The following is a 17,305-nucleotide window of genomic DNA, read 5'->3' as shown; positions in this document are numbered from 1 at the left end:
GTTGAAAACCTTACGAACAGCCTCTTTTTTGTCCTTACCCTGTTCCCCTCAACTAGTGATGAATAAGTTGATGCCTATCTTCCATTTGCGGAGGTTCTTCCAGCCAACCATTTTTAATCATGATTTTAATGCCATCATGCGTGTAAAAATAAATATCCTTCGCAATCCAAGCTGTTTTCAGCGTTACATCATTTCTCAAAGTAAAAACAGTCCCGAAGCTGCTGCTGACCAGACCGAATCCATTAAGAAGATAAACGCAGAACATCATCAGCTTATCGGAAAAGGGGGGCAGGGTAGACGTGGTTACCGTGCATCCCGAAGTGGCGGAGAACTGAATATCATTCTCCAGAAGAATTCCTTCAAAGGTTTGGATTTGTTTCTTGGCAAGTTCTTTTCCTTTGACGAAATAGTCCTTCACCTCCGGATTGCTCGCACATTGAGCAAAGCCGGTAATTACTTGCATGCCGACATTATTGGTTTCAATCCCATGATGAAGAACGCCTAACTCAATGGTATTCAAAGCTCTTTTATCTCCCCAGAGATTAAATCCCTTTAAATAACTTTTACTTTCAATAAATTCGGTTGATTGTGGCATGGTCACTTTCGGAGGGATCGTGAGAATCCCTTTCTTTAGCAGGTACTCCGTCGATCTTCGGTACGTTTTTTGCGTAACCACGGTCAGTCCCTCGTAGATATCCATCACTTCCGAGCGATAGGACATATTCATATTAACGGTGTACAACCCCATGCTAATTTCTTTTAAAACGCGAAGGAACATGATATCAAAACCGTTGTCGTACAGTTTAGGAGCGTCTAAATGGACATCTTCTTTCCCAAACCCAACAGGAATGACAATGCCTTGAAGCTCGAACAGATCTTTTATTTTGTTAACATAATAACTCAGATCTTGCCATAACCCACCCATTATATTTCTTGCTTCTGAATCCTCTGTTTTTTCGATAAAATATTCCAGAACTCTTAATATGAGTGTTTTTTGCTGATAGGTAAGCCACAGCGTTCCTAGCTCTGCTGAGCTTATAGGGTTTTTAACGTCCAAAATTGATGCCCTCCACTTCGTTTAAGTCACCTTTGCTTTTAGTATGACCAAGTGGGGACGGCCTAGATGTATCAATATTTGGAAGGGGGAATAGGGCTGGGATAATAAGAAAATCCGGGGTATTTCACAACAGGCCATTCTGTCTTGCGCAGCGTATCGAGCAGTTCAGGGCCGACATGCAAGTTGCTTTTTACCAAGCTGGCGGGTGTGAGGGCCATCCATTGATTCAGCGAGACATCTTCAAAACGATTGCTTTTGAACATCTCCAAAAACCATAGGGACTCCGTCCCGGTATTTTGAATGTAATGACCGAAGGCAAAAGGCACATAACCGACATCTCCGGCTCTGTAGTCGAATGTTCGGGCTGCCCCGTTACCGGCAAAAACGGTCATGCGCCCTTGCCCGGTAAGATAATATTGCCATTCATCTTGGTTGGGATGCCAGTGCAGCTCACGCATAGCGCCAGGTTCAATTTCGACGAGAGCGGCTGCGACGGTTTGGGAAATAGGGAAGTTGGTGGAGTCCACAATACGCACACTTCCGCCTGGTGTTTTGAGAGGCGGCTGCGCCAGCAGTTTATGAGAGAAACTCTGCGGGATGGTACCATAAGGAGAAGAAACTTGTTGACTTTCTATGGGACCCGGGACGACATCTTGATAAATATAAACCTGTTCCGAAGGAATATGGTTAAAGGCGTTGATCGGCGCGCCAAAATTAGCAGATAGGACATCTGGAGGCGTATGGGCAAACCAATCCGAAATCGAGAGTGTATTGAGGTCTGAGAAGTGGCCATCATCAAAGACGAGCAGGAATTCACAGCCGTCTTCAAGTCCTTGGATGGAATGGGGCAGTCCTGGAGGGAAATACCATAGATCGCCAGGGCCTACGTCTGCAATGAAATTACGGCCGTGTTGATCAACGGAGGTAATTCTTGCGCTGCCCAGTATCATATAGGCCCATTCTGCTTGCTGATGCCAATGCAATTCACGCACACCGCCAGGGGTTAAGCTCATATTCACACCGGCAAGTGTGGTGGCGATAGGCAGTTCGCGAACGGTGATCTCGCGCGACCATCCGCCCAGGTTCAATTGCATATGCGAGTCTGAGAAAGAGAATTTAAGGTTGGGAATTAATCCTGCATCTGTAGCCGGAGGAACAAACATATTGGGATTCTCAAGGTCTCTCAGAACATCGCGGGGGCCTTTGTCGACCCAACCAGCACCATCGCTTCTAATCGGTTGTGGAATACGTTCCATGCCATCACCCTTTTCAGCATATAAGATGTAGGTAGTACTTTACAAAATATGATAGTAAGCTATAGATATGCACATTCAGGGGATAGTAGTTAATAATATGGAGATTATCGAGGGAAAGAGAGGCATATTCCTCCACCATGATGCAAAAACCTTATAAACGCAAATTGCTGCTAAGCGCAGGCATCAGCTGGCTGTTCGACGCTATGGATGTTGGAATCATCTCCTTTATCGTTGCTGCGCTAGCCGTAGAATGGAACCTGGGTTCGCAGCAAGTCGGATTGTTAGTTGCGATTAATTCCATTGGAATGGCGTTCGGAGCGGTAGTAGCAGGCTCGCTTGCTGATCGATATGGGCGACGGACCATATTGTTAGCGACACTGCTGATTTTCTCCGCTGCGAGCGGACTATCGGCACTAGCGACAAGCTTCGTCATACTGTGTGTGCTGCGTTTTGTTACCGGATTCGGGCTGGGGGGAGAGCTTCCCGTAGCTTCTACGCTCGTTTCGGAGTCCTTCTCGGCTCATGAACGCGGGCGTGCGGTTGTGCTGCTAGAGAGTTTCTGGGCGTGCGGGTGGATTATAGCTGCGCTGATAGCGTACTTCGTCATTCCGGTATACGGGTGGCGAGCGGCCTTTCTAATAGGCGCTTTGCCGGCTTTGTACGCGTTGTATCTAAGGCGGGCCATTCAGGATTCGCCGCGCTTTACAGAATCTAAAAGTCCGAAGCTATCCTTTCGAGAACGCACTGCTTCCCTGTGGTCCATGAAACATCGCAGAGCGACGGTCACCCTCTGGGTATTGTGGTTTACGGTCGTGTTTTCCTATTATGGCATGTTCCTATGGCTGCCTACGGTTATGGTGTTGAAGGGCTTCAGTCTTGTAAAAAGCTTCGAATATGTGCTGATTATGACACTTGCACAAATTCCGGGATACTTTACAGCGGCTTACTTCATAGAGAAATTTGGCCGCAAATTTGTGCTCGTCACCTACCTGCTGTTGACGGCCGGAAGTGCTTTATGGTTTAGTCATGCGGAAACTGAAGGGATGCTTATAGCCGCGGGTATCAGCTTGTCCTTCTTTAACCTGGGTGCATGGGGCGCCATGTACGCCTATACACCTGAGTTGTATCCGACGGAGGTGCGCTCAACGGGAGTAGGCTTTGCTGCTTCCTTCGGACGCGTCGGCGGGATTATCGGTCCCTATCTCGTCGGTTTGCTAGTGGCAGGAGGACAGGCCATTACCTCCATATTCATGGTGTTTTTTGTGGCTATTGTTGTTGGAGCCGTTGTGCTGCTGGTATTCGGCAAAGAGACCAAAGGCACGGATCCGGATGACAGCTTGGAGCTTGGATGAAAATTCATAAGGGCTTCCCCCAAGGTCAAGAGACCTTGAGGGAAGCCCTTATGAATTTTCATAACCCCATTATTGATCAAAATGGTTAGATTTGAGCTGATTAGCCCTGCTGAAGGGCACTTTCGTCCATATAGAAAACTTCCCATAGATGTCCATCAATGTCCTGGAAACTCCTGGAGTACATGAAGCCGTGGTCTTGCGGTTCCTTGGAAGGGGATCCGCCAGCTGCGAGGGCGGTATTCACGACCTCATCAACTTCAGCTTTGCTAGCTACGGAAAGGGCTATGATAGCTTCAGTTTGCTTGCTCGTATCGACGATTTCTTTGGTGATGAATGTTTGGAAGTAGGGCTCGACAAGCAGCATGGCATAAATATTTTCGCCAATAATCATGCAGGTTGCGTTATCGTCCGTGAATTGCTGATTGAATTCGAATCCGATTTTGGTGAAAAAAGCGATGGTTTGCTTCAAATCTTTGACCGGTAAATTAACGAACATTTGTTTAGCTTGGAATCCCATAATAAGCACCTCTTCAATTAGTTTGGTTGGTTTAACTTCGTTTAATGCGACAGTTTGGCCAATTCTTCTTCCAGACGATCAAGCGTTTGTTTAGCGCCTTCAACTGCGCCGTATTGCTTCACAACCATTTCCAGTTCCTCAGCGGATTTGAAGAGCGAACTCATAGTCAGCTCCGTTGTATTTCCTTGCTCCGCAAAGGTAACCGTCACTCGGAATTGTTCGTCTTCCTCAAAGTCGCCATGCGAATAAACGAGGCGCTCCGGGCGGATCACTTCGATGTAAGTTATCTTGTTGTCGTAGTCGATTCCATCAGGTCCATGCATGATATAGCGCCACACCCCGCCTGGCTTCACATCAATGGCTTGTATCGTGATGGTAAAGCCTTGCGGCCCCCACCAATTCGACAAATGCTGCGGATCGATCCAAGTTTGAAAAACCAGTTCGCGCGGCGCGGATAACACACGTTTGACAGTGAGCTCTCGACCTTCGATTGCAGTGAATGTATGGTTGGTTGATCGGTTTTCAGTCATTGCATTATTCCTCCAATGGGGGTGCAGCTATTCTTCTTGTTTTGAATATACCTCATAGGGAATATTCCTGTCAAGGAATATTATTGTGCTCTATAAGGGATTTTACTGGTTATGCGAATGACAAAAAATATTTTTTGTTTATTGTCATGAAGAGTGGTATGATGTAATAAAACCAATAGAGAGGGGGAAAGATGAGGAGCAGTCCATGTTCCTCAACCACCATGGCTAATGATCAACCCTTAACGAAAGAAGCGATTTTAGACGCCGCAGCACAAGTGTTAAGACGCTATGGCCCAGAGAAGACGTCTGTTGTTGATGTTGCCAAAGTCCTTCAAGTCAGTCACGGTACCCTGTACAGGCACTTCCCAAGCAAAGCAGCCTTGCGAGAGGCAGTTACCGAGAGATGGTTGCTTCATATTTCAGATGATTTGCAGTTGATTGCGGATCAGACACAAGGTAGTGCCCAAGAGCGTTTGCACTTGTGGTTCGTTACCCTGATAAGCATCAAACGGACATTTCGAAAAGAAGACCCAGAAATGTTCAGCATGTATGCCAATGTAACCTTAGAATCCGTTGAGATTATTCAACACCATGTGAATCATCTGATTAGTCAGCTTGCCCAAATTATCGAAGCGGGAGTCAAAGCTGCTGAATTTCATACTGAGGCTACTGACGTGACAGCGAAGGCTGTATTCCTTGCAACTTCTCGATTCCACCATCCAGCACATGCTAGAGAATGGTCATCAGCAACGAGTGAACATGATTTTGAAAATGTTTGGCAATTAATCCTTACTGGCCTTAGTACAAGTGGGAGGAACTGAATGATGAACAATATGTTAACCGGAAAAGTTGCCTTAGTAACTGGAGCATCCCGAGGAATCGGCCGCGAAATTGCGGAGAAGTTGGCGGGGCAAGGAGCCAAAGTTATTATCAATTATGCCAGCAATGCCGCTATTGCCGAAGAAGTGGTTGCAGGCATCAAGAGAAACGGTGGGGAAGCTTTAGCCGTTCAAGCCGATATCAGTCAAATCGCAGAGATTGAGCGTCTGTTCCAAGAAACACTGCAGGCTTATGGACAGATCGATATTCTTGTGAATAATGCCGGCATTATGATCACCAAACCCATCGCGGCCATGACGGAAGCAGATTTCGATAAGCAGTTCGCCATCAATGTCAAAGGCACCTACTTCGCTTGCCAGCAGGCTTTCAAGCATATGAATAGAAATGGTCGCATCATTAATTTCTCAACTTCTGTTGCTGGAGCGATGTTCCCGACTTATAGCGTCTATGCAGGCACGAAGGGAGCCGTTGAACAATTTACCCGTCAATTGGCCAAAGAGTTCGGTCCTTCCGGCATAACCATCAACGCGGTTGCGCCCGGTCCCGTTAACACGGAACTGTTCACCGTCGGGAAAACGGAGGAGCAGATCAATGGTATTAAAAGCATGAACGCTTTCGGTCGCTTGGGCGAGCCGGAGGATATCGCAAGCGTAGTTATGTTCCTGGCTGGTCAGGAATCACAGTGGATAACTGGCCAAACGATCCGTATTAACGGCGGCTTTGTCTAAGACATGCCGCCCTTACTCCAACTGCCTCGCGCGGAGGGAACTACAGTGCGCTATTCTAGCAAAAAGTAACATTATCGCGAGGCTGAGGGAACTACAGTGCGCTATTTTGCTGTTTGAAGGGAAATTCAGCGCTTTTCGTCGAAATAAGACCCTGTAGTTCCGCTATGACCCTCGCACCCCTGCTTTTTGCCTAAATAGGGTACTGGAGTTCCGCTTCGGAGGACTTGGCAATTGCAAGTTTCGATAATAAGGAAGTTGATACTTGCAATATGTTTAAATGTATTCTATACTGAATTCAGTTAGTGATTGGTCAATCAATAATATTGAAGGGAGGGTAGGAAGGTCATGGTCAAAGGTACAACATCGACGGATCGACGCAATGATATCATTTCTGCCGCTATTGAGGTTTTCGCAGAGCTAGGTTACTATCGGGCGACAACTGCGCAAGTTGCTGAACGTGCAGCAATTTCCCAACCGTATGTGTACCGCTTTTTTACGAAAGAATCTTTGCTGGTCGCGGCGTTAGAACTGTCTTGGCAGCGAATTCTGCACGCTTTTCAGACTGTAAGGAATACGGTTGAGCCAGCGCTTCTGGAAAAGGGCTTCATTCGTGCCTATGAACAAATCATGGAGTCGCACCGGAATGAGATCTTGCTTCAGATGCAAGCTCAGACGATTATGGAAACACCGATCCGTGCAGCAATGACCCAGGGAATGAGCGATGTGAAACAGCTGGTATTGGAAGCTTTTCAGCAAGCAGGAATCGAAGATCCGGAAGAGCGGACGTCGATATTTTTGGCAAGAGGCATGCTGTGTAATGTGTCCATGGCACTGAATATGCCGGATTTGATGTTAAAGAGATAATCATCATTTTTTTTAACCAAAAGTAATTGGTCAATCAATAAATAAAATATGCTAAATGGAGAGGAGCAACAAATCATGAATCATTTAATCGTATACGCACATCCATCCGAGGGAAGTTTTAATCATGCCATTTTGGAAACAGCAGTAGAGGGGCTTCAGAAGAAAGGTCACAATGTCGTCGTACGAGATTTATATGCCATCGGATTTCAGCCAGCGGTCAGCAGCAGTGAGATTATCGGAGGTCTGGGAGAAGATATTCTTCAAGAGCAGGAGCACCTGAAATGGGCAGATGTGATCACCTTCATTTACCCGATCTGGTGGACGGGGATGCCAGCTATCATGAAAGGCTACATCGATCGAGTATTTTCCTATGGCTTTGCCTATAAATATGTGAATGGCGTGCAGATGGGACTCCTCAAAGGGAAGAAAGTGGTCATACTCAATACCCAAGGGAAATCACATGCCGAATATGCCGCAAGCGGGATGGACCAAGCGCTGCGTCTGACCTCGGACAAAGGCATCTTCGAATACTGCGGTTTCGAAATCCTGTATCATATCTTCTTCGAATCCGTGCCAGGCTCGAAAGAAGCTACGCGGACAGCATGGTTGCAGCAGATTGCCGAGATGGCTAGCAAGGCGTAGGTTTGAGGTGCTGCTGGTGGTGGAGTTAGATAGATGGCTGGGAGAACGCTGTAGAGTATCTAGGGGAGGGCGAGCGAGTAACCGCCTATCGGAAAAGTCCAACATGTTTTCTACTTTGGGCAAATACCCAGCCGTTATATTTGATACAATGCTAATGAAAGCAGTAAATTTATCATGCTCAGGAGGGAATTGGGTGGAACAGCACGATCATTTGATCATTCAGGAAATAAACAATACCCGCGTTCCTTATGGGACGCTTGGCATTTGGTTCCTGGGGCAGGAGAGCGTCATTATCAAAGGGGCAGGCATCACGATTTATATCGATCCGTTCGTCTCGGATGATCTGGAGAATCAAGGAGTTAAGAGGATGTATCAACCTCCGATTACACCCGAAGCGATTACGAATGCGGATCTATGCCTCATTACGCATGAACATGAAGATCATCTAGATCCCGGTACACTGCGCGTAGTCGTAAAACAGAATGAGAAAGCGCTAATGATAGCCCCGGCAGCATGTCGTGAACGTCTTTTGAGTCTCGGGGGTGAGGCCTGCAACATTGTAGATGCGGATACAGATAAGCCGCTATCCTTATTTGACTCCGAGTTGAGGATTCACGCGATTCCAGCCGCTCACGAAGAATTGGAAACGAATGCGCAAGGGCAGCATCGCTATGTAGGCTACATTATCGAGCTGAATGGCGTCACGCTGTATCACGCTGGAGATACCTTGGTATATCCGGGGCTGCTGGAACTGCTGCGCGGCCACTCTATTGATCTGGCGATGCTGCCGATCAACGGTCGGGATTACTTTCGGACGAAGCAGGGGATCGTCGGCAATATGAATTATCGCGAGGCAGCGGAACTGGCTGCGGAGCTGCAGGTGGATACGGTGATTCCACTTCATTATGAAACCTTCGCAGGAAATGCAGAACGTCCCGGACATTTTGTGGATGAGCTGAATGAGAAATATCCAGAACTGAAATGCCAGATTTTAGCGCGGGGAAAAAGGTATGTGTACGTGTCGCCGAATGCTTTTAAAGCAGGGAATGGCTTGTCATGAGCCTGGCGGATGGCTACCGCATCGGTGTGGATTTGGGTGGGACTCGTATTAAGGCGGCTGTTTTCGATGCTCATTTCGGAGTGATTGTGGAAAGAAGTGATCCAACAGAGGCCGCACGGGGACCTGGCGAAGTCATCCGCAAAATCAAGAACATCGTCCATGAGATGCTGCTTCAAAACGGAATCGAGCAACAAGAAATTCTCTGCATGGGGGTTGGCATTCCTGGACTGCTGGATCCGAAGACGGGAATTTCGATCTTTTCGCCTAACTTTCCGGGGTGGGAACAGATTCCTGTGGTGGAGCTGCTGAAGGCGGAGTTTCGTTTTCCAGTCTATATCGACAATGATGTGCGCGTGAATTTGTATGGCGAGTGGCTGTTTGGAGCGGGCAGAGGCTGCACTAACGTCATGTTGATCACGCTAGGCACGGGCTTGGGTTCAGGCATCATACAAGATGGCAGAATGGTCTATGGTACAACGGCCAGTGCAGGCGAAATCGGACACATGAACATGTATAGAGAAGGTCGTCCGTGCCGCTGCGGCAGCTCCGGGTGTTTGGGGAGGTATGCCTCCGCAGTTGGGATGGTGCGTACTTTCACGGAACAGTTGAACGAAGGGAATAGGAGCATGATTCAGGATTGGACGGGCGCAGATCAGACGCAGATTACGGCCGAAATGATTTCACAGGCTTACGATCAGGGGGATGCTCTTGCAATCAAAGTGATGCATGAAACTGGCGAAATCCTCGGATATGGCTTAGCAAATGTCGTTAATCTGCTGAATCCACAGATGATTATTGTGGGAGGCGGGATGTCGGCGGCAGGTGATCGATTGTTGGATACGGTGAGGAAAACGGTAGACAGCCATGCTTTGAAGTTATCATCGTCATCTTGTCAGATCCTGCAAGCTGAATTAGGCGTAAGAGCCGGCATGTTGGGAGCCGCGGCGTATGCCAAGCTAAGAAGTCAAGGGCTAAACGATAGGGAATAATACATGAAGAAGGGCAGGAAGCGCTATGATCATTTCACATGTAGAGACATTCATCGTCGGCAACTCTTGGAAGAACTGGCTTTTTGTTAAGCTGCATACGAAGGAAGGTATTTATGGCATCGGGGAAGGGACCTTGAATGGTTTCGCCAAAACGGTGGAGGCAGCGATCCATGAACTCAAGCATCTGTACATCGGTATGGATGTGCATGATGTGGAGACGATTGCTTTGAAAATGACCCGCGATGTGTATTCGGACGGGGGCCAGATTCAAGGTTCTGCCTTAGCGGCAATTGAAACCGCTTGCTGGGACATTATCGGCAAATTAGCCGAGCAGCCGCTCTATAAGCTGCTGGGCGGCAAATGCCACGAAAAGCTGCGCTGCTACGCCAACGGCTGGTACCGAGGCCCCCGCGAGCCGCAGAGCTTCCACGATAAAGCGAAGGAGGTCGTCGCCAGAGGCTACACGGCGCTGAAGTTCGACCCTTTCGGCAACGCATGGCGAACCGTGGAGAGAAAGGACTTTCAGGCAGGGCTCGAAATTATCGCAGCCGTGCGGGAGGCGGTGGGGCCTGATGTGGATATTCTCATCGAGGGGCACAATCGGTTCAGCGTGCATACCGCTTTGCAGTTCGCCGATGCGATGCTGCCGTATCAGCCGACTTGGTTCGAGGCACCGGTGCCGCCGCAGCGCATCTCCTCCATGGTCGAGGTCGCGAAGCGCAGTCCCGTACCTGTTGCTTGCGGGGAGGACTACTACAATCGCGAGCAATTCGCTGAACTGCTAAGGCATGATGCGGTTCATATCATTCAGCTGGAGCCGCAGTATCTCGGCATCTCGGCTTCCAAGCAGATTTGCGGCATGGTGCATGCGCACAACGGGGTTACCGCTCCGCACAGCGCGCAGGGCCCGATCTGCTCCGTAGTCTGCGCACATTTGAACATGGCGACGCCGAATTTCTTCCTTCATGAAATTTTCGATGAATTCAATGAACCGTGGGAAGAGCAGTTGTTAATCCCGCCGCTCAAGGTGGAGCAGGGTTATCTTCGTCCGCCGGAAGGCCATGGGTTGGGGATTGATTTGAATTTGGAAGAGATGGCGAAGCATCCCTATGATCCAGGTCATTGGATTCCTTTGTTCAAGCAAGGCTGGGAGAAGCGTTTGAAAAACGAGTAAGCATCCTGAGCGGTGGAGGCGCGTAACCATGAAGGCTTTGGTGTATGAAGGACCCCGCAGCATGAACATGCGAGAGGTGGATGTGCCCCCTCTTGGCGCAGATGAGGTATTAATTCGGGTAGAACGCGTGGGGATTTGCGGTTCGGAATTAAGCGGCTATTTGGGGCATAATTCGCTGCGGAAGCCGCCGCTTATTATGGGACATGAATTTGCCGGCGTGATTGCGCAAGTAAGCAGCGGGAGCTCCCGTTTCCAGCGGGGAGATCGCGTAACGGCGAACCCGCTCGTGTCCTGCGGAAGCTGCCGGGCTTGCACCACAGGCGCTGCCCAGCTGTGCGCGGAGCGCAAATTGATCGGCGCGCATCGTCCCGGGGCTTTCGCCGAATACGTAGCCATCGCAGAGCGGAATGTCTACGCACTGGGGGATCATGTCACCTTCGATGAAGGGGCATTTACGGAGCCTTTTGCTTGTGCGGTGCATATATGCAAGTTGTTGAAACCGCTACCAACGGATCGTCTGCTCATCATGGGAGCGGGCCCGATCGGACTCTTGGCGCTGCAGGCAGCCAAGGTGTATGGCTTGCAGCACATCGTGCTGATCGATATCAACGAGCAGCGCTTGGAGATTGCCAAGGAGCTGGGCGCCATTACGGCGACGCGGTTGGACAATCTCGGCTCAGATGGAGAAAGCAAGTTCGATGCTGCGGTTGATGCTGTCGGAATGGAGATAACACGGCAAATGTGTGTAGAGTCCGTAAGGCCAGGCGGACGGGTCGTGTTCACGGGACTTCATGAGGAGAGCAGCAGCTTGCCGATTAATCTGATAATCCGCAGCGAAATTCAGCTGACAGGGGCATTTGCCTACCATTCCGATGATTTCGAAACGGCCTTGCAGTGGATCAGCAAAGGGCGTGTGAGCCTGTCGCCGTGGACGCTGCTGGCTCCCCTTGCAACAGGAGGCGCTTGCTTCGAAACGCTCATTCAGAATCCCGGGAAGGTCGCCAAGATTCTGTTAACGCTTGACCACGATAAGGAGGAATCCATGCGATGAGTCTGGAGCTTTTTAAGTTGGACGGTCGTGTTGCGTTAATTACTGGCGGGACACGGGGGTTGGGCTTTGTGATGGCGCAGGCTCTGGCGGAAGCTGGGGCCAGTGTGATTGTGACGAGTCGCGAGAGGGAGAAGGCGGAAGCAGCGGCAGGAGCGATTGCCCAGTCGACAGGTCAGCGCACGCTTGGGCTAGCTGTTGATGTAACAGTCGCCGAGCAAGTGGAGGCGATGGTTGCTTCTGCTGTTGAGGCGTTTGGGCGCATCGATATTCTAATCAATAATGCGGGAGTGAATGTACGCAAGCCGATTGAGGATTATGATGAGGCGAGTTGGGACCTCGTGCAGAACACGAACTTGAAGGCTCCGTTCCTCTGCGCGCGCGCCGTTGCCAAGAAGATGAAAAGCCAGCGCTACGGAAGGGTCATCAATATGTCCTCGATGCTCGGCAGCATCGCGCTTCCGGAGAGAGGCGCCTACTGTTCGAGCAAAGGCGGGCTTATCCAGCTCACCAAGGTGCTGGCCTTGGAGTGGGCTCCGTTCAACATAACGGTGAACGCGCTATGCCCTGGCCCGATTGCGACGGAGCTGAATACCGTCGTAATGAACAATCCGGAAGCGAATCGGTTTTTCGTGGACAATATTGCTTTGGGCCGGTGGGGGAGGCCGGAGGAAATTATTGGCGCTGTGATCTATATGGCCTCGGACGCGTCCAGTTTCATGACAGGAGCCTCGATGGTTGTTGATGGCGGCTGGACGGCGAGGTAAGTATTAAGTGCAGCTTCCTCTGCGTGAATAGAAGTCCTCAAAGACTTCTATTCGCTTCAAATCCTCGATTTCGGAGCAGATAGGAGTCTTCAAGGACTTTTAATTTCACTGATAGCAGCAATTTTCTCCAATTGGTGGCAGATAACAGCCTCCAAAGACTCTTACTCGTACCGAAATCCACTCGCGATTGCAGATTTGGAGCACTACTCCGAATATCACCATATCTGATGGAAAAGGGTGAACACTCATGAAACTTGGTCTTGCTGTCTACGGCACTACGTTTATGATGGGCATACATCCACAGTCGACCCGCGCTCGCATCACGGCATCGCAGCTTCTGGAACAGGCTGCGCAGCTGAACCTGCAGGGGATCGAGCTGCCGCTCTCGCTGCTCGAAGGCGAGGACGTCGCCGCCTTGGCTCGCCGTGCGCGCGAAGGCGGGCAGTACCTCGTCGTTGCCTCCGGCGGCTACGATCCCAAGCCGCTAGCACAGGCTTTGGAAGCGGCAGTGCAGTTGGGCGCGCCAACAGTGCGCACGGTAGTAGGGGGCGCGGATTTCGGCGGCGACCGACGGAAGATGGCCGGGCGTTGGCCGGCATTCATGGAAGAAGTCCTGTCGGGCCTCGGCGAAGCAGCCCACGTTGCAGCGAAAGCCGGCGTTGCGCTAGCCGTGGAAAATCATCAGGATCTGGCCTCGGAGGAGCTCTTGTGGCTCTGTGAAGAAATCGATTCCCCTAACTTCGGCATCACCCTTGATACGGGCAATCCGCTGGCAACCGCGGAGGAACCTGTCCACTTTGCCAGAAAAATAGCCCCCCACTTGAAGCACGTTCACCTCAAAGATTATTGGACCTACCTAAGCGAGGAAGGGTATCGTCTGGTTCGCTGCCCGCTAGGTCAAGGTGTCGTTGATTTTCCCGCACTTTTCCAAGTTTTCGAAACCTATTGTCCGGAAGTGAATATGTCGATGGAGCTTGGCGCTTTGGACGCTCGGCACACCAGAGTGCTTTGCGATGATTATTGGTCGGAGTATCCGGTCCGTTCAGCCGCACAGCTAGCGGGACTTCTACGTTTTGTACAGACGAATGCCAAACCGATGGGGGATTGGCGGACTCCTTTTGAGCAAGGAGCAACCGAAGACGAAATTATAGCCTATGAACAGCGGCAATTGCTGACGAGCGTGGCATATATGCAAGGTGCGGTGCAGGCGAGAGGGGGCGGAAGGCGTGAACATTGATTTGGCGGGCAAAGTGGCGATTGTGACAGGAGCAGGTCGGGGGATTGGCAGGGAGATTGCCCTGACGCTTGCGCAAGAAGGCGTGATTACGGTAATTACGGACATCAATGAAGCCTTGCTCACAGACATGGGCAAAGAGTTCACAGCCAAAGGCTTGAAAGGCAGTCAATACGTCTGTGATGTTCGCGACGCCAAGCAGATTCAGCAAGTGATCGATCAGATCGCGGAACGTTACGGACATATCGACATCTTGGTCAATAACGCCGGGGTCGCGAGCGGAGCTCCGATTGATGTGCTGGCGGAAGAAATCTGGGATTTGAACCTCGATATTAATCTCAAGGGGACGTTCCTGATGTGCAAGGCTGTAGCCCCTGTGATGAAAAAGCAGCAATCAGGCCGCATCATGAACGCAGCCTCCTTCGCGGCCATCGTGCCGAGCTATGGCAGTGCAGCTTACGCTTCCTCGAAGGCAGGCGTGGAACAATTCACCCGCGTGCTGGCAGGCGAGCTGGGACCGTGGAACATCGCCGTCAATTGCTATGCGCCGGGGATGATTCCGACGGATATGAATCACTTCGCTGATTTGCAGGAACCGCAGCAGCAGCGTCTCTTGGACACTCTAACGTTCCGCCACTGGGGGAAAAAGGACGATGTCGCTCACTTGATCTGCTTCTTGGCCTCCGATTATGCCGGATACATCACCGGGACCATGATCGATATCAGCGGAGGGAAGTTGGCGACACAAATTCCGCGAGTGGCCTATGAGAAGGCAGCAAGTGAAGGAGCTTACGAATTCTAGCGTTCTAGCGAGGGAGGAGGCTGCACAATGAAGGAAACGGCTAGTTTTGATTTTGCCGGCAAAACCGCGCTTGTGACGGGAGCGGCCAAAGGCATTGGCGCTGACATTGCCGGACAATTCATTCGCTATGGCGCGAACGTAATCATCGCCGATGTGGATGAGCAAGGGGAGGCGGTAGCTGCCAGATGGCGTCAGGACGGTTATGCCGCAAGATTCTTCCGCTGCGACGTGTCGAAGGGAAGCGATGTTGCGCAGTTGGCGGCTTATGCAGAGCAGGAATTCGGTGGTCTGGATATGTTGGTGAATAATGCCGGCATTTTCCCGCGTGCTACTTTGTCTGAAACGGATGAAGTGTTCTGGGATCGTGTCATAGGCATCAACCTCAAGGGTGTTTATCTCATGTGCCAAGCTGCGGTTCCCGGAATGATCAGCAGAGGCGGAGGCAGCATCGTCAATATTGGCTCGCTGCATGCGGCGACGGGCGCGTCAGATATGCTGGCCTATGCGATTTCCAAAGGCGGGGTTGTGACGCTGACGCGTAATTTGGCGAGTACATTAGCGAAACATCGCGTTAGAGTGAACTGTATTCACCCGGGGTGGGTAGCTTCGGATGGGGAAATGGCCCGGTTGGCTGCGAGTGGGGAAAATGGCGATACGCTCGAGAAGGCGATTAAGCGGATGCCTATGGGTCGCATGCAGACGGGCGAAGATATTGCCTCAGCGGTGGTCTTCATGATGTCAGACTTCGCAGATCAAATTACGGGGCAGCAATTGACGGTGGATGGCGGCATCAGTATCAGGTAGCGACAATCCGAAGTGGAGGGAACCTCCGATGACAAAGATTGCATTTATCGGCGCAGGAAGCCTCGTTTCACCGAAAATCTGGTGCGCGAAGGTGTCACTTTCATTTAATTTGTCGATATTCCTCATATGAAAAATAGCGCTTGCACCGTAGATTTACTACACTTGTAAGCGCAATCATTCCTGTTATGATAAGGGTGTGATACAAACTGTATAAATCGATACAGTCGGTGTCATCAGGTCCATTCATGATAAGGGAGGATTCGTACACATGAGAAGAACACTTTTGAGCGTCGTAGCTGTGATCTTGACGATTTCCATGATTCTTGCGGGTTGTTCCAGCAGACCGAGTTCAGGGACATCGACAGACAACAAGGGGAATTCAGGCACGACCGCACCGACAACAGCGGCAGCAACGACGAACACACCTGATGCGAAACCGAGTGGGGATAAATTAAAGCTGACCGTTTACAGCACCATTACGGAGCTGCCGAATCAAGAAATGATGAAAGGCATTGCGGCTGATTTTACCAAAGAAAATCCGAACATAGCCGTTGAATTTCAATTTCCGGGAGCGGAATATGAGAACATTCTGAAGGTTAAAATGGCGGCCAATGATTTGCCGGACGTGTTCGATACCCACGGTTGGGCGATTATCCGCTACGGCAAATATTTGGCTGATCTGCGTGATGAACCATGGGCAAAGAATATGACAGACACGATCAAACCCGTTGTGACGGATAAAGACGGCAAAGTCGAAGCGCTGGTCATGAGCGAAGCCAAAGACGGCATTTCCTACAACGCCGAAATCCTGGAGAAATACAGCATCCAACCACCCAAAACGTTCGATGAACTAATGGCTGCTGCTGAGAAAATCAAAACTTCAAGCAACAATGCGGTGACACCGTTCTTCATGTCCGGTGTGGATAACGGGATGATCGGCGGCTTCTCCGATCTGTATGCGACCTCGATGTATATCAGTCCGGCTGCGAATGATGCCAAAACTTTGCTGGACGGCACATTCGACTGGAATAAATGGACTCCGCTCGCCCAGAAGCTGCAGGACATGAACAAAAAAGGCTACATCAACAAAGATGTGCTGACCGCCAAATACAGCGATATGCCGCAGTTGTTCGCGCAAGGGAAAGTAGCTTTTGTCTTCGGTGCCCCTTCCTTTGCAGATGAAGTGTACAAATACAACAAAGCTGCCAAAATCGGCATCGCGCCTTTGACCTCCATGGTTGCTGGCGACAGCCAATCCTTCTCTGGCGGCGAGCGTTACACGATGGGCGCTTGGAAAGACGGCAAGCATTTGGCGGAATCCAAGAAGCTGATTGCCTTCTTTGCGAAGTCAGAGAATATGTCCAAGATTGCCAATGCGACCAAACTGCCTGCAGGCTTGAAGAACATCGAATCCAAACATGAATTTTCGGACTACTACAAACAATTTGAGAGTGTTCGCGTATTCCCGTATTTTGATCGGGTGTACCTGCCGAACGGGATGTGGGACGTTATGTGTAAAACCGGCGTAGCTTTGCTCGCAGGCACCGTGACGCCACAGCAGTTCTCGGACAAAATGAAATCCGAATATTTACGTCTGCGCAATCAGTAATAGCAAGAGGGGAGGGTGACAGCCACCCTCCT

The 17,305-nt window shown here is 50.3% G+C and carries 18 protein-coding genes; 14 read left to right on the top strand and 4 right to left on the bottom strand.

Annotated features, from left to right (window positions below; translation table 11 throughout):
• Window positions 1-52 precede the first annotated feature (52 nt).
• Window positions 53-1,057 carry a DUF3231 family protein gene (locus tag LOZ80_RS28380; protein WP_238167810.1) on the bottom strand — a complete coding sequence of 335 codons (1,005 nt, stop codon included), beginning with the start codon at window positions 1,055-1,057 and terminating at the stop codon, window positions 53-55.
• Window positions 1,058-1,128: 71 nt separating this feature from the next.
• Window positions 1,129-2,313: an oxalate decarboxylase family bicupin gene (locus LOZ80_RS28375; protein WP_238167809.1), complete on the bottom strand. Its 1,185-nt coding sequence runs from the start codon at window positions 2,311-2,313 to the stop codon at window positions 1,129-1,131.
• A 137-nt stretch (window positions 2,314-2,450) separates the two neighbouring features.
• Between LOZ80_RS28375 and LOZ80_RS28370 the strand changes: the two genes are divergently transcribed.
• The gene (locus LOZ80_RS28370; RefSeq protein ID WP_238167808.1) at window positions 2,451-3,665 is read left to right on the top strand and encodes an MFS transporter; all 1,215 of its coding nucleotides are present in this window, start codon (window positions 2,451-2,453) and stop codon (window positions 3,663-3,665) included.
• Window positions 3,666-3,765: 100 nt separating this feature from the next.
• Here the strand turns inward: LOZ80_RS28370 and LOZ80_RS28365 are convergent, their stop codons facing one another.
• Window positions 3,766-4,182 (bottom strand): VOC family protein, encoded by a 417-nt coding sequence (locus LOZ80_RS28365; RefSeq protein ID WP_238167807.1) that lies wholly within the window; start codon window positions 4,180-4,182, stop codon window positions 3,766-3,768.
• Between the two features lie 41 nt (window positions 4,183-4,223).
• The gene (locus tag LOZ80_RS28360; RefSeq protein WP_238167806.1) at window positions 4,224-4,712 is read right to left on the bottom strand and encodes an SRPBCC family protein; all 489 of its coding nucleotides are present in this window, start codon (window positions 4,710-4,712) and stop codon (window positions 4,224-4,226) included.
• Window positions 4,713-4,903: 191 nt separating this feature from the next.
• Between LOZ80_RS28360 and LOZ80_RS28355 the strand changes: the two genes are divergently transcribed.
• The 13 genes from LOZ80_RS28355 (at window position 4,904) to LOZ80_RS28295 (ending at window position 17,273) form a co-directional block, all read left to right on the top strand.
• Window positions 4,904-5,533 carry a TetR/AcrR family transcriptional regulator gene (locus LOZ80_RS28355; RefSeq protein ID WP_238167805.1) on the top strand — a complete coding sequence of 210 codons (630 nt, stop codon included), beginning with the start codon at window positions 4,904-4,906 and terminating at the stop codon, window positions 5,531-5,533.
• A 3-nt stretch (window positions 5,534-5,536) separates the two neighbouring features.
• Window positions 5,537-6,280: an SDR family oxidoreductase gene (locus LOZ80_RS28350; RefSeq protein WP_238173146.1), complete on the top strand. Its 744-nt coding sequence runs from the start codon at window positions 5,537-5,539 to the stop codon at window positions 6,278-6,280.
• A gap of 345 nt (window positions 6,281-6,625) precedes the next feature.
• Window positions 6,626-7,144 carry a TetR/AcrR family transcriptional regulator gene (locus tag LOZ80_RS28345; protein WP_238167804.1) on the top strand — a complete coding sequence of 173 codons (519 nt, stop codon included), beginning with the start codon at window positions 6,626-6,628 and terminating at the stop codon, window positions 7,142-7,144.
• A gap of 75 nt (window positions 7,145-7,219) precedes the next feature.
• Window positions 7,220-7,786 carry an NAD(P)H-dependent oxidoreductase gene (locus tag LOZ80_RS28340; RefSeq protein WP_238167802.1) on the top strand — a complete coding sequence of 189 codons (567 nt, stop codon included), beginning with the start codon at window positions 7,220-7,222 and terminating at the stop codon, window positions 7,784-7,786.
• A 193-nt stretch (window positions 7,787-7,979) separates the two neighbouring features.
• On the top strand, window positions 7,980-8,846 hold the full coding sequence (locus tag LOZ80_RS28335; protein WP_238167800.1) for an MBL fold metallo-hydrolase: 867 nt from the start codon (window positions 7,980-7,982) through the stop codon (window positions 8,844-8,846).
• Window positions 8,843-9,835, top strand: coding sequence for an ROK family protein (locus tag LOZ80_RS28330; protein ID WP_238167799.1), 993 nt, complete (start codon window positions 8,843-8,845; stop codon window positions 9,833-9,835). Before LOZ80_RS28335 ends, LOZ80_RS28330 begins: the two co-directional genes overlap by 4 nt.
• Window positions 9,836-9,860: 25 nt before the next feature.
• Window positions 9,861-11,009 (top strand): mandelate racemase/muconate lactonizing enzyme family protein, encoded by a 1,149-nt coding sequence (locus tag LOZ80_RS28325; RefSeq protein WP_238167797.1) that lies wholly within the window; start codon window positions 9,861-9,863, stop codon window positions 11,007-11,009.
• A 28-nt stretch (window positions 11,010-11,037) separates the two neighbouring features.
• Window positions 11,038-12,060, top strand: a complete 1,023-nt coding sequence (locus LOZ80_RS28320; protein WP_238167796.1) for a zinc-dependent alcohol dehydrogenase — start codon at window positions 11,038-11,040, stop codon at window positions 12,058-12,060.
• Complete coding sequence (locus LOZ80_RS28315; RefSeq protein ID WP_238167795.1) at window positions 12,057-12,824, top strand: SDR family NAD(P)-dependent oxidoreductase; 768 nt, start codon at window positions 12,057-12,059, stop codon at window positions 12,822-12,824. Before LOZ80_RS28320 ends, LOZ80_RS28315 begins: the two co-directional genes overlap by 4 nt.
• A gap of 247 nt (window positions 12,825-13,071) precedes the next feature.
• Window positions 13,072-14,061, top strand: coding sequence for a sugar phosphate isomerase/epimerase family protein (locus LOZ80_RS28310; RefSeq protein ID WP_337950980.1), 990 nt, complete (start codon window positions 13,072-13,074; stop codon window positions 14,059-14,061).
• Window positions 14,051-14,860, top strand: coding sequence for an SDR family NAD(P)-dependent oxidoreductase (locus LOZ80_RS28305; protein WP_238167794.1), 810 nt, complete (start codon window positions 14,051-14,053; stop codon window positions 14,858-14,860). Before LOZ80_RS28310 ends, LOZ80_RS28305 begins: the two co-directional genes overlap by 11 nt.
• Window positions 14,861-14,887: 27 nt before the next feature.
• A complete protein-coding gene (locus LOZ80_RS28300; RefSeq protein WP_238167793.1) occupies window positions 14,888-15,664 on the top strand; it encodes an SDR family NAD(P)-dependent oxidoreductase in 777 nt (258 codons plus the stop codon).
• 268 nt (window positions 15,665-15,932) lie between these two features.
• Window positions 15,933-17,273, top strand: a complete 1,341-nt coding sequence (locus tag LOZ80_RS28295) for an ABC transporter substrate-binding protein (RefSeq protein ID WP_238167792.1) — start codon at window positions 15,933-15,935, stop codon at window positions 17,271-17,273.
• Window positions 17,274-17,305 lie beyond the last annotated feature (32 nt).

This window comes from Paenibacillus sp. HWE-109 (assembly GCF_022163125.1).
GTDB lineage: Bacteria > Bacillota > Bacilli > Paenibacillales > NBRC-103111 > Paenibacillus_E.
This window is presented reverse-complemented; position numbering and strand designations above follow the sequence as displayed.

Coding starts and splice junctions, on each gene's coding strand:
- LOZ80_RS28320 (WP_238167796.1), top strand. CDS start 11,038: ATGAAGGCTTTGGTGTATGAAGGACCCCGCAGCATGAACATGCGAGAG.
- LOZ80_RS28375 (WP_238167809.1), bottom strand. CDS start 2,313: ATGGAACGTATTCCACAACCGATTAGAAGCGATGGTGCTGGTTGGGTC.
- LOZ80_RS28355 (WP_238167805.1), top strand. CDS start 4,904: ATGAGGAGCAGTCCATGTTCCTCAACCACCATGGCTAATGATCAACCC.
- LOZ80_RS28295 (WP_238167792.1), top strand. CDS start 15,933: ATGAGAAGAACACTTTTGAGCGTCGTAGCTGTGATCTTGACGATTTCC.
- LOZ80_RS28300 (WP_238167793.1), top strand. CDS start 14,888: ATGAAGGAAACGGCTAGTTTTGATTTTGCCGGCAAAACCGCGCTTGTG.
- LOZ80_RS28325 (WP_238167797.1), top strand. CDS start 9,861: ATGATCATTTCACATGTAGAGACATTCATCGTCGGCAACTCTTGGAAG.
- LOZ80_RS28340 (WP_238167802.1), top strand. CDS start 7,220: ATGAATCATTTAATCGTATACGCACATCCATCCGAGGGAAGTTTTAAT.
- LOZ80_RS28345 (WP_238167804.1), top strand. CDS start 6,626: ATGGTCAAAGGTACAACATCGACGGATCGACGCAATGATATCATTTCT.
- LOZ80_RS28310 (WP_337950980.1), top strand. CDS start 13,072: ATGAAACTTGGTCTTGCTGTCTACGGCACTACGTTTATGATGGGCATA.
- LOZ80_RS28315 (WP_238167795.1), top strand. CDS start 12,057: ATGAGTCTGGAGCTTTTTAAGTTGGACGGTCGTGTTGCGTTAATTACT.
- LOZ80_RS28330 (WP_238167799.1), top strand. CDS start 8,843: ATGAGCCTGGCGGATGGCTACCGCATCGGTGTGGATTTGGGTGGGACT.
- LOZ80_RS28365 (WP_238167807.1), bottom strand. CDS start 4,182: ATGGGATTCCAAGCTAAACAAATGTTCGTTAATTTACCGGTCAAAGAT.
- LOZ80_RS28370 (WP_238167808.1), top strand. CDS start 2,451: ATGATGCAAAAACCTTATAAACGCAAATTGCTGCTAAGCGCAGGCATC.
- LOZ80_RS28360 (WP_238167806.1), bottom strand. CDS start 4,712: ATGACTGAAAACCGATCAACCAACCATACATTCACTGCAATCGAAGGT.
- LOZ80_RS28350 (WP_238173146.1), top strand. CDS start 5,537: ATGAACAATATGTTAACCGGAAAAGTTGCCTTAGTAACTGGAGCATCC.